Raw genomic sequence first — 11,992 nt, forward strand, 5'->3', positions numbered from 1 at the left:
AATCATTTGAATGATTTCTTCTTGGTCTACGTGCCATAAAATACTCCATATATTGATGTTTATAACATCATTTGAGGAGCAGAATATCACTTATAGGAGTTGTTCAAATTTACGGATCCATCTCTGTATAAAATGATTCAAGCACTAAAGTATGCATTAGCATCATCAATTTTATTAATTTCAACAACACAAACATACGCAAATAATGAATGTACAATTTCTTATTCAACTAATGACACTTTAGATGCACTGATTAAAGAAAAAAAGTTTGTATTTGATAATTACGATAAGGTCTGTAAATTACTGCGTTCAGCAAATGCATCAGTTGATATTGTAACAACGGGGCAGATTTCTCCTTACCAAACTAGTAGTGCAGTACAAATTAGATTGAAAGATTTAGAACTTAGTAAACAAGGATTGAATCTTTATTCAAAACATCACATTTGGTTACGTTACAACTCTGAACGAACATCGGCAGCTCAAGAGAAGGATATATATGGCATAGCAATGGTAGCGCTAAATGATATAGATCAAGATTTAGTAGATGACTTAAATTTACAACGGGCAGCACTTAAAAGATACATAGCTAAAAAGTAGGAAAATGATTGGCATAACCTACCAAAACAACCTAAAAACAGCTCAAATATCGTGGAACATAAAAAAGCCGAAGTTTTGATACTTCGGCTTAATCATAAGTTATTGAAATATAACACCTACCTAAACACCTGTTATTCCAAAGTAGAAATGTCCTACCTAATAACCAAATAGAAATGTCCTATATGGACATTTCCAAGTCAAGCACAGGATTTAGATTTCTTTGTTCAATAACAGCTTTCTGAGCTTTACGACTCGGCATATTTTTCCTGAGACGGGAACGTTTATTTTGTTTTTCCAACTCTTCATGCTGTTGCTGGATATGCGCCAGAACCGAGCCTAATCTTTTATTCTCAACCACTTGATTCTGCTGTAGTCCAGCCAGTTTATTGAAGACACTATAGTTGATCTTCCGTCCTTCATGCATGATCGCTACAGTGCCATCCGGGTACTCCAGAAATGAAATGTATTGCCCAACAAGCTTATGATTTAGCTCTGTCGGTTCAAGCAGATAAATACACTTGTCATACGTGATGATGAGGTTCTTCGTGACCTTACGCGGTTCCTGCCAGGTGAATATATCCTCCAGCTCAGCATCAGATTCTGTTAGCGGACGATGTAAGTTCTATGAATTTCGCGCACACTTGGCAAACTTCTGGTTGAACTGCTCAATAAAGCAGGGTAGCCAGGCATTGGCTTTGGCAATTGAACTGATGCCTTCCAGACGCATCTCCTTGATCAAACGGTCTTGAAGGGTTCTATTCGCGCGTTCTACGCGACCTTTAGCCTGTGGTGAGTTGGCAAAGATAATATCAATCTTTAACTCATTCAGAATCCGGCCAAATTGCGTGATTTTGCTGTCCTGGCTCGATTTCTAGTTCACTCGGAATACCGAATGTTTATCGCTATATATAAAAGGCCAGAGGCTTGCCGTATTGTTCAATGTAGACTCGGGGGAAAGAATATAGTCAAAGGTCGTTTCCGTCTCACAAAAGCGTAGATGTAACAGCTTTCTAGTGGCATCATCGAGATAAACCAGCAAGCAGCATTTCGCGGAACGGCCTTCAAACCAGTCATGATATGAGCCATCAATCTGGATCAGCTCACCGAAGCAATCCCGGTTATAACGTGGCTGATATGGACGTTTAAGGCGCTTGGATCGTGGAATCCAGAGGTCATTGCCGTCATCCAGCTCCGAAGCGTTTCTAACGGGATATTCAGGTCAAACATGCTGCTGAGTTTTTCATGCGCCAAGTTGGGTCCAAATCCAACCAGATGTTCAGGAATAATGGAAAGACATCTTGATTTTAATAAATAAAACACTCGTATTAATTTTCATTCATTTTTTTAGTTGCTTTATAGATACCAAATCGTTTCACCCCAATCACTTTCCTGTCTTAAAAGTATTTCACCTTTCGCAAAGTAACGTTATCGCGATTGATTTGCAGGACTCCACTAATTGAGGTAAAACGAAAGTGGGTTGATTATGTCAATCAATATCGGCGCGGTAAAATGGAGCAGTTGAACGTGGTAAGGCTTGATGACCACGTATTTGATCCGCGATTTTCTCAGCCATCATAATGGTGGTTGCATTTAAGTTACCTGTGATAATCAGCGGCATAATCGACGCATCAACAACACGTAAATTTTGCATCCCATGTACACGACCTTGTCCATCGACTACCGCCATATCATCTTCGCCCATTTTACAACTACAGGATGGATGATAAGCAGTTTCAGCGTGATTTCGCACAAATTCATCTAATTCAGCATCGGTACTCACATCTTTTCTAGGGCTGATTTCTTCGCCTCGATAAGGATCAAGTGCAGGTTGGTTCATAATTTCACGAGTAATCCGGATAGCGTCACGAAATTCCTGCCAGTCTTGTTCGGTCGACATGTAGTTAAATAAAATACTTGGATGGTCGAAAGGGTTTTTAGATGTCACATGTACTCGACCGCGTGAAGGTGAGCGCATCGAACCGACATGGGCTTGGAAGCCATGCTCTTTGACGGCATTACTGCCATTATAGTTAATTGCAACAGGCAAGAAGTGGTATTGAATATTTGGCCAAGCAAACTCTTTGGAGGATCGAATAAAGCCACCTGCTTCAAATTGATTGCTTGCTCCAATCCCTGTTCCGTTAAACAACCACTCTGCACCAATTGCAGGTTGGTTTTGCCATTTTAAAGCAGGGTAGAGAGAAACAGGTTGCTTACACTTATATTGTAAGTACATTTCTAAATGGTCTTGCAGGTTTTCACCGACACCCGGTAAGTCATGCACCACTGGAATGTCGAGAGACTGAAGTAAAGTACTTGAACCAACACCCGAACGTTGCAAAATTTGCGGTGATGCAATCGCTCCAGCACAGAGTAGGACTTCTTTATTGGCATAGACCTGAAGTAAGTTGTTTTGATTAGCACCTTGAATATATTCAACACCAATCGCTTGTTTGCCATTGAACAAAATTTGATTGGTCATGGCATGGGTGATAATGGTTAGATTCGCTCGACCTTTGGCCATATCTAAATAGCCACGTGCTGTGCTTGAGCGTCGACCTTTGGGGGTCACGGTTCGATCCATTGGGCCGAAACCTTCTTGTTGATAACCATTTAAATCATCAGTGCGTGGATAGCCTGCTTGCACACCTGCTTCAACCATGGCATGGAATAAAACATTATTGTCTGCTTTAGGCGTGGCGACAGAAACAGGGCCAGCATCGCCATGATAGTCATTGCCACCAATATCACGGGTTTCTGCTTTTTTGTAGTAAGGCAGACAGTCGGCATAGCTCCAATTTTCAAGGCCTTTCAAGCTAGCCCATTGTTCTAAGTCCATGGCATTACCACGGATATAGCACATGCCATTAATGAGGGACGAACCGCCTAAGCCTTTACCGCGACCACATTCCATGCGGCGGTTATTCATATGAGGTTCTGGGTCGGTTAAATACGCCCAGTTATAACGACGACCTTGCAAGGGATAGGCTAAGGCAGCAGGCATCTGAGTACGGAAGTCGATACGATAATCGGGACCACCTGCTTCGAGTAAGAGCACGGAAACATCTGGGTCTTCGGTTAAACGAGCAGCCAGTACATTACCTGCTGAACCTGCGCCAATAACAATATAATCGTAGTGTTGAGAATGCATAATGATCCTTTTTCTATGGCAGGGCCACGTTGCATGAGAACGTGGCCACATGTTGAGTTGAGGATGAAAAAAAAATAAAAAGGAAGTAAGGATTTAGCTAGCTAAAATTCAGACTTTAAAAAATACTTTGGTATTCGCCTAGTTCAACTTGAACCGATTTGATGCGGGTATAGTGTTCAAGTGTGGTAATGCCATTTTCACGTCCGACCCCTGACTGTTTATAACCACCCACAGGCATTTCAGCAGGGGATTCGCCCCAAGTATTGATCCAGCAAATGCCTGCCTCAAGCTGATGAATAATGCGATGAGCTTGGGAAATATCTTGTGTGACCACACCCGCAGCTAAACCATAACTGGTGTTGTTGGCACGTTGAATAGCTTCTTCAATACTGTCATAGCTTAAAATGCTCATGACTGGACCAAAGATTTCATCTTGCACAATGTGCATGTCGTCATGACAGTCGGTGAACACGGTAGGTAAAACATATGCGCCCTGAGCAAGTGCTGCTTCAGTTCCACGTTGTCCACCAATCAATAAAGTCGCACCTTGTTGTTTGCCTGACTCAATATAAGACAAGACTTTTTCCATATGCGGAAAGCTGACTAAAGGTCCAAAGTTGGTTTCAGCCTGCATCGGGTCACCTATGCGGATACGTTTTACACGTGCAATCACAGCCTGTTCAAATGCAGCCTTGAGGGTTTGTGGTACAAATACACGGGTGCCATTGGTACATACTTGACCTGAGCTAAAGAAGTTCGCCATTACCGCAATATCGGCTGCGCGATCAAGGTTGGCATCTGCACAAATAATGAGAGGTGATTTGCCACCGAGCTCCATGGTGACTTCTTTGAGACTAGAAGCCGCAGCACTGGCCATAACCTTTTTACCCGTTGCCACACCACCTGTGAACGAAATTTTTTGAATGTCGGGGTGTTCAGTCAACCATTGACCCACTTCAGCACCAAAACCTTGTACCACGTTGAAAACACCAGCAGGTACGCCTGCTTCAGTGTAGATCTCTGCCAACTTTAAGGCGGTAAGAGGGGTCACTTCGCTAGGTTTAAAAATCATGGCATTCCCTGCGGCGAGAGCCGGAGCTGATTTCCAAAGTGCTATTTGGATTGGATAATTCCAAGCACCAATCCCTGCCACTACACCTAAAGGTTCACGGCGTGTGTAGAAAAAACTACTTTCACGTAGTGGTACTTGTTCACCTTGAATGGCCGTTGCAAGTCCTGCGTAGTACTCTAAAACATCTGCACCAGTGACAATGTCCACAGTAGAAGTTTCACTGAAGGCTTTCCCTGTATCGAGTGTTTCAAGGCGAGCTAACTCGTCATTACGTGCGCGTAAAATATCGACTGCACGACGTAAAATACGGGCACGTTCGACCGCTGTTTTGGCAGCCCATTCACGCTGCCCTTGTACAGCACTTTGCACTGCTGCATCGGCATCAGCTTTGGATGCTTGCTGAATAGTGGCAATGACCTGACCTGTAGCAGGATTGATACTGTCAAAGGTTTGATCACTGGTGGCATTGAAATATTGTCCGTGAATATAAAGCGAGTGAAGCTGTACATCATTCATTTTGTTGTTCCTGCCGTATCTGTTGAATTAAGCGAAGTTGCATATCGACATAGTCGTATGCAATAGAACGTGCCAAATCACGATCAAATGCTTGATGACCACTTAAACTCCCACGTAACCATAAGCCATCAATCAGTGCTGCTAACCCTTTAGCGGCTTGGCTTGCTTGTGACTTCGGCATGAGCTGCAAGAAATGAAACTTCAAATTTGAATAAAGACGTTGGTCATTAATTCTTTGCAGTCGACCTAAGTCGGGTAGGTGCATACTGGCAGACCAAAAATCCAGCCAAACCCGCATAGCAGTGTTGTTGACCTGACTGATGTCAAAGTTGGCATCAATAATGGCTTTGAGCGAATGTTCTGGACTGGGCTGCGCCACCTTTACTTTATAACTCGCCGTGGTCTTGGCTAAGACATTGAGCATTTGACGCATGCAACTGTGTATGAGACCTTGTTTATCACCAAAATAATGACTCACAATGCCGGTAGAAAGCTGTGCTTTTTTTGCAATTTGAGCAATGGTGGTATTGGATAAGCCCACTTCATAAATGACTGCATAGGCAGCATTAATGATTTCTTCACGGCGCTCATGCTCAGGTTTTACTCTACGTTTATTCATGACAATCCAAAACAATTTGCCTTAAATTTAAAGGTGTTAGATTCAATAACTTACATGGAAAGCATCATAGCATTTTTTTATAATACTCATTATTGATTGAACGTTCAATCAATAATGAGTACACTTATGGTTAAATTCAAAGCAAAGTACTGCTAAATTGCTTTGGATGTTCCACATAACTGTTTATTTATCAAAAGGATGTAACATAAGGGTTTAATTGCAGAACATCATTCAGAAAAGTGAGCTGATGAGCTATAGGTTTACGGTTTTATACTTTTTTCGAGTTGAGAAAGCTCTTATAGTCATTTTGAGGGGAGATATGTGTAGGATTCCTATCAAAATATCAATGAACAAGGGTGGCTCACATTTTAAAACTGTGTAGAAAATGCACCTCATAATTGATTTAGACCTTCGGGTTTAAAGAAGATAGCGTTTTTATTTCTGATAAAAATACTGTCGTTTTCGTTAGTCGATTTTTAAGCTCTCGACCACGAGAAGTTTAAAAATTGTCTTTTGTCTTTTTTATTTACTTTCTTGAGGATTGTATGGCAACAGATAATCCAAGAGCAGTTGATGATCAAACATTAGCGCCTAAAGACCGTTTAAATGGTGTGGTCTTTTATATTTCAGCTCTCATTATTTTAATTTTTTCTGTTACCACCATTTTGTTTAATGACTTTGCTAACCGAACCTTAAATATGGTTTTGGCTTGGGTGAGTTCAACTTTTAGTTGGTATTACTTACTCGCAGCGACCTTGTATATGGTCTTTGTGATTTTCATTGCCTGTTCTCGCTATGGCAATATCAAATTAGGTCCCAAACATTCCAAACCTGAATTTAGCCTTTTAAGTTGGTCTGCAATGCTGTTCTCAGCTGGGATCGGCATCGATTTGATGTTCTTCTCGGTGGCGGAACCTTTATCTCACTATATGCATCCACCTGTGGGTGAGGGGCAGACCCTAGAGGCTGCACGTCAAGGCATGGTGTGGACGCTGTTTCACTATGGTCTAACGGGATGGTGTATGTATGCCTTGATTGGCATGGCATTGGGCTATTTTAGTTATCGCTATAACTTACCACTGACCATTCGATCTGCTTTATATCCGATCTTTGGTAATAAGATTCATGGGCCGATCGGTCATAGTGTCGATACCGCTGCGGTCATCGGTACTATTTTTGGTATTGCTACGACCTGCGGGATTGGGGTAGTACAACTGAACTATGGCTTACATGTGTTGTTTGATTTACCTGAAAACCTTTGGATGCAAACCGCATTAATTGTGGTTGCGGTGGTAATGACCATTATTTCAGTGACTTCAGGGGTGAATAAGGGACTGCGAGTTCTCTCCGAGATTAATATTTATGTTTCTGTCGGCTTGATGCTGTTTATTTTGTTCTTAGGCAATACCGAATTTTTACTGAATGCTTTTGTGCAAAATATTGGGGACTACATTAACCGTTTTCCAAGTATGACTTTGGAAAGTTTTGCCTTTGAACAACCGAAAGAATGGATGAACAGTTGGACATTGTTCTTTTGGGCATGGTGGGTGGCTTGGTCACCATTTGTAGGTTTGTTTTTAGCACGGATTTCACGTGGTCGAACCATTCGTGAGTTTGTTAGCGGAACTCTCATTATTCCTCTGTTTTTCACACTCACGTGGTTATCAATATTTGGAAATAGTGCACTACATAGTGTGATTTTTGATGGTAACTTAGCCCTTGCACAGAGTGTGATTGCAAATCCTGCACATGGTTTTTATGACTTACTGGCTCAGTATCCATGGTTTCCGTTTATTGCAGGTGTAGCCACAATTACTGGCTTACTATTTTATGTGACCTCGGCGGACTCTGGTGCGCTGGTGTTGGGTAATTTCACCACTCAATTTACCAATGTCGATCATGATGCACCGCGATGGTTGAGTGTATTCTGGGCCATAGCGATTGGTTTATTAACCCTTGCAATGTTGATGGCTAACGGGATTACGGCACTACAAAATGCCACAATCATTATGGGGTTGCCGTTTAGTTTTGTGATGTTCTTGGTCATGGCAGGTTTGTATAAGTCATTGCGTTTAGAAGACTATCGACAAGCTAGTAGCAGTTTAAATGCTGCACCCGTGGTGGGCAATGTCGACATCCTCAACTGGAAAAAGCGTTTGTCCCGAGTCATGCACCATCCAGGAACAACTGATACTCGGCGTATGCTCGATGACATTTGCCGACCTGCGGTAATGGCCGTTGCAGAGGAAATGCAAAAACGAGGTATCGACATCAGTGTTCAAGAGAGTGCACTAGAAGAAGACCCAAATCTATATCATTTAGATTTGATGATACATTTGGAAGAAGAACAAAACTTTGTCTATCAAATTTGGCCAGTGCGTTATATCGCTCCGACCTTTAGTGAACGAGGCAAACTGGGTAAACGCTTCTACTACCGTCTTGAAACTTATTTGTATGAAGGTTCTCAAGGCAACGACCTTGTTGGTTATACCAAAGAGCAAGTGATTAATGATGTGCTGGATCGTTATGAGCGCCATATGACCTTCTTACATATCAATCGAATCAGTCCAGGGAATCGTCCCTTATTTCCAGACCCTCAAGGATAATTAGGAGGAACCATGTTGACCTCATATTTACATGCTTTTGCTTTGTTTTTCTCATTGCTGAATCCGTTTTTAATGAGTATTTACATGATTGGCATGATTCGGAACTCCGAAGCTAAAGTGTTTAATAAAGCCTTGATTCAGGGCTGTCTCATTGCTTTTATAGTATTTATGCTGTTCGCATGGGGTGGGGAAGCGATTTTTAGTAAATATTTAAATGTACGCTTTGAAGCCTTTCAAATATTTGGTGGTCTGATCTTCTTGGTGATTGGTTATCGCTACGTGTTTCAGGGAGCAGATACCATTGGTGAAATGCGTGGTGCGCCTGAGCATTTGGCAGGAACCATTGCGATGCCTTTTATGATTGGTCCAGGAACCATCAGTGCTGTTGTGGTGACAGGTATGGCACTGCCAATCAGCGGCGCAGCGATGATTATTTTTCTGACTTTGGCGTTGACCTGTGGCTTGATGATTTTAATGAAATTTGCGCATGACCATTTGCGTTATAAGCATGCCAAATATATTGACCGTTATGTTGATATTGTCGGGCGACTGTCAGCCTTACTGATTGGGACTATTGCGGTAGATATGATTATTAATGGGGTTTTAGGTGTTTTAACAGAAACGTACTGACATACTCCCACCACTTTCGCTTAGCTTAAGTGGTGGATTCTAAAAGACAATACTCTTAGGCGACTTTTTTTTGCGGATTTCACTTGTTTTTTGCTTAGTAGGTCGACCTTTACTACACATCTTCCAAAAACATAACTGTTAGTCCTACCGCCCACCGATGTGTCTGGCTGCAGATAAAGTTCGACCTGATGCTGTTTAAAATCAGCTGCGAAGATTCTGCTGGTTTTTTACTGCAAATTCATATTTAAATGATCATTAAGTATTGTGCTAATCTGGACAAACAGTTATTGCTCTTTAAGATGATTAATTAATCGTTCATAGTCATTTTTAGAAAGTTTACCAATGTAAGTTAATTTTGTCATATCAATTGGCAATTGATATGTCTGTACAGTATCAATCCATGATTTTTTACTTAGTCCAACCGATTTCCAATCTGTAATTTCAATATATTTACTTTTAATAAAGTCAGATTTATTGTCATATTGACTGCTTAAACGGAATACGATGTAGTCTTTTTTTGTTTGTCGAATATATAAAACAGGACGGGTTTTACCATCTGCTATGTCTGTAAAACCAACGTAAGCCCAATACAAGTCCTGTGCCATTAGTATCCACCATCATCATTTAAAAACTCTTGAGCAGATTTTGTATCGGATACTTTTACACTCGGAATATTATGGCTCAGGGCTATGAGCTGTGCTGTATTAAAATCATCATCACTTATTTGATTACTCACAGGAATTCGACCTGTTTTAGCAATTTCAGCCATAACCATACTAAAAACAGATGCAGGGGTTAGCCCAACTTTTTTGATTATGTACTCTGCTGATTCTGAGATTGCCTCATCCACAGTATATTGAACTCTTTTTTTAATTAGCGTAGACATTTAACACCTCTTAATCTTTTCAATGCCATTTTACGGCATAAAGTGACACCAAACAAGTAAATAGTAAGTGTCCATTCTTAATAAGAATTGGTGTCCAAGTAGCTGTTGATGTGCATCATAGACCGGACATTTTTATTAGTGAGAATATAGACACTTTAAATGGGTTCTAACAGACTGTGTTATTCCTAAGTAGAAATGTCCTACCTTAAAACCAAATAGAAATGTCCTATACAGGCATTTCCAAGTCAAGCACAGGATTCAATTGCGTTGTTGAATTGCTGTTTTCTGTGCACGTCTACGTGGCATGGATTGAGAACGACTCCGTTTGTTTTGCTGTTCTAATTCTTCATGCTGTTGTTGAATATGCGCTAGTACAGAACCCAAACGTTTATTCTCAACGATCTCTCGCTGGTTGAGCTGACTTAATTTATCGAAGATACTGTAATTGATTTTTCTACCTTGGTGTTCAATGGCTACCGTACCATCCGGGTATTCCAGAAACTCAATATACTTGCCGATCAATCTTTGATTTTCTTCTGTTTTTTTCAGGATATATACGCATTTATCATATGTAATCGTCAGGCTGTTTGTAACTTTGCGAGGTTCACGCCAGGTAAAAATATCATTTAACTCGTCAGCGGTTTCACTGACAGTCCGGTGTAGATCCTTGGGATTAATGGCCATCTTGGCAAATTTACGATTAAATTGCTCAATAAAGCAGGGCAACCATGCATTGGCTTGCTCAATCGAACTAATGCCTTCCAGACGCATTTCTTTAATCAGACGGTCTTGAAGCGTTCTATTGGCTCGTTCTACACGGCCTTTAGCTTGTGGTGAGTTGGCGAAGATGATATCGATATTGAGGGTACTGAGCACACGTCCAAATTGCGTGATCTTGGTGTCTTTATTGCTGCTTTGATTCACCCTGAAGACTGAATGTTTGTCGCTGTAAAATGCTAAAGGCTTACCGTGCTGTTCGACATATAAGCGTGTTGAAATCATATAGTCAAAGGCTGATTCTGATTCACAGAAGCGTAAATGCTGTAATTTTCCTGTGGCATCATCGATAAATACCAGTAGGCAGCACTTGGCAGAACGGCCTTCAAACCAGTCATGATATGAGCCATCAATCTGGATCAGTTCACCGACGCAATCTCGGTTATAACGAGGCTGATACGGTCGTTTCAGACGCTTGGCGCGAGGAATCCATAAATTAGCTGCAATCATCCAAGAACGTAGTGTTTCCACTGAAATATCAAATCCATGAACAGTGGTGAGCTTTTCATGCGCTAAAGTGGGTCCAAAACCGTGGAATTGCTCAGCAACAAGATTGAGGCACTTGAGCCTGATTTCTTCAGGAAGCCTGGAGTTGCTGGTTTGGCCACGTGCAGCATGTGCTAATGCAGCTGGGCCTTGAGCTTTATATTTCTGCAGTAATCGTCTGATTTGACGTTCTGAGATATGAAGTAGCTGAGCAGCCTGAGGTTGAGTTATGCGTTGATCGCAGATTTCCTGCAAGACCGACAATCGTTTAAGTTTTTTATCCGACATAGACACCAACATATCAAACCGTCCGCTTCGATAATCGCAAAAGCGCATATTCTAAAAGCGGACATTTTTACTTTGGAGAAACCGGACATTTCTACTTTGGGCTTACAGACTGATTTCGTATAATATAGATTATGTTAAATAAATAACACATGTCATTTTGTTCATTATTTCTGATATAGATTAAATGGCACTGTTGCAAATAGAGATTTGAGTCGATGATGTTCCCTTTAAAAAGTACTTAGAGACCGAAAACCCTGTTGATTAGACACACTTCACCCTGAGGCTGACCATAATAAAATGACGATGCTTGTCCTTTACGTAGTGCTCGCATGACTTCAATACCTTTAATTGTGGCATAAGCCGT

General features: G+C 41.3%; 8 protein-coding genes and 3 pseudogenes. 3 read left to right on the forward strand and 8 right to left on the reverse strand.

All coding sequences use genetic code 11. The features are described from left to right. The first annotated feature begins 132 nt into the window (after window positions 1-132). Complete coding sequence (locus tag FTT77_RS16235) at window positions 133-597, forward strand: hypothetical protein (protein WP_180109557.1); 465 nt, start codon at window positions 133-135, stop codon at window positions 595-597. Window positions 598-775: 178 nt separating this feature from the next. On the opposite strand, the pseudogene FTT77_RS16240 reads toward FTT77_RS16235, so the two are convergent. From FTT77_RS16240 to betI, 4 genes and pseudogenes are all read right to left on the reverse strand, one after another. Next, window positions 776-1,908, reverse strand: a pseudogene (locus FTT77_RS16240) (ISNCY family transposase); the annotation flags it as partial. Window positions 1,909-2,083: 175 nt separating this feature from the next. Beyond that, window positions 2,084-3,748: a choline dehydrogenase gene (betA, locus tag FTT77_RS16245; protein WP_117008162.1), complete on the reverse strand. Its 1,665-nt coding sequence runs from the start codon at window positions 3,746-3,748 to the stop codon at window positions 2,084-2,086. Between the two features lie 115 nt (window positions 3,749-3,863). Further along, on the reverse strand, window positions 3,864-5,336 hold the full coding sequence (betB, locus tag FTT77_RS16250) for a betaine-aldehyde dehydrogenase (protein ID WP_180109558.1): 1,473 nt from the start codon (window positions 5,334-5,336) through the stop codon (window positions 3,864-3,866). After that, complete coding sequence (gene betI / locus FTT77_RS16255; protein WP_117008160.1) at window positions 5,329-5,955, reverse strand: transcriptional regulator BetI; 627 nt, start codon at window positions 5,953-5,955, stop codon at window positions 5,329-5,331. The genes betB and betI overlap by 8 nt, the downstream gene beginning before the upstream one ends. A gap of 545 nt (window positions 5,956-6,500) precedes the next feature. On the opposite strand from betI, the gene FTT77_RS16260 reads away from it, so the two are divergent. Both FTT77_RS16260 and FTT77_RS16265 read left to right on the forward strand, forming a co-directional pair. After that, window positions 6,501-8,561 (forward strand): choline transporter, encoded by a 2,061-nt coding sequence (locus FTT77_RS16260; RefSeq protein WP_180109559.1) that lies wholly within the window; start codon window positions 6,501-6,503, stop codon window positions 8,559-8,561. Window positions 8,562-8,573: 12 nt separating this feature from the next. After that, on the forward strand, window positions 8,574-9,191 hold the full coding sequence (locus tag FTT77_RS16265; RefSeq protein WP_180109560.1) for a MarC family protein: 618 nt from the start codon (window positions 8,574-8,576) through the stop codon (window positions 9,189-9,191). A 284-nt stretch (window positions 9,192-9,475) separates the two neighbouring features. Here FTT77_RS16265 and FTT77_RS16270 read toward each other — a convergent pair whose 3' ends face one another. The 4 genes and pseudogenes from FTT77_RS16270 to FTT77_RS16285 all read right to left on the reverse strand — a co-directional run. Next, window positions 9,476-9,796: a hypothetical protein gene (locus tag FTT77_RS16270; protein WP_104442421.1), complete on the reverse strand. Its 321-nt coding sequence runs from the start codon at window positions 9,794-9,796 to the stop codon at window positions 9,476-9,478. Further along, a complete protein-coding gene (locus FTT77_RS16275) occupies window positions 9,796-10,077 on the reverse strand; it encodes a type II toxin-antitoxin system RelB/DinJ family antitoxin (protein WP_035270626.1) in 282 nt (93 codons plus the stop codon). Before FTT77_RS16275 ends, FTT77_RS16270 begins: the two co-directional genes overlap by 1 nt. 226 nt (window positions 10,078-10,303) lie before the next feature. After that, window positions 10,304-11,628: pseudogene (locus FTT77_RS16280) on the reverse strand (ISNCY family transposase). 238 nt (window positions 11,629-11,866) lie between these two features. Then, window positions 11,867-11,992: pseudogene (locus FTT77_RS16285) on the reverse strand (IS6 family transposase); the annotation flags it as partial.

The organism is Acinetobacter sp. YH01010 (assembly GCF_013420775.1).
In the GTDB taxonomy this organism is placed as follows: domain Bacteria; phylum Pseudomonadota; class Gammaproteobacteria; order Pseudomonadales; family Moraxellaceae; genus Acinetobacter; species Acinetobacter amyesii.

Excerpts from the sequence above, each read along its gene's own strand:
- betA (WP_117008162.1), bottom strand. The coding sequence starts at position 3,748 with ATGCATTCTCAACACTACGATTATATTGTTATTGGCGCAGGTTCAGCA.
- FTT77_RS16275 (WP_035270626.1), bottom strand. The coding sequence starts at position 10,077 with ATGTCTACGCTAATTAAAAAAAGAGTTCAATATACTGTGGATGAGGCA.
- betB (WP_180109558.1), bottom strand. The coding sequence starts at position 5,336 with ATGAATGATGTACAGCTTCACTCGCTTTATATTCACGGACAATATTTC.
- FTT77_RS16235 (WP_180109557.1), top strand. The coding sequence starts at position 133 with ATGATTCAAGCACTAAAGTATGCATTAGCATCATCAATTTTATTAATT.
- betI (WP_117008160.1), bottom strand. The coding sequence starts at position 5,955 with ATGAATAAACGTAGAGTAAAACCTGAGCATGAGCGCCGTGAAGAAATC.
- FTT77_RS16265 (WP_180109560.1), top strand. The coding sequence starts at position 8,574 with ATGTTGACCTCATATTTACATGCTTTTGCTTTGTTTTTCTCATTGCTG.
- FTT77_RS16270 (WP_104442421.1), bottom strand. The coding sequence starts at position 9,796 with ATGGCACAGGACTTGTATTGGGCTTACGTTGGTTTTACAGACATAGCA.
- FTT77_RS16260 (WP_180109559.1), top strand. The coding sequence starts at position 6,501 with ATGGCAACAGATAATCCAAGAGCAGTTGATGATCAAACATTAGCGCCT.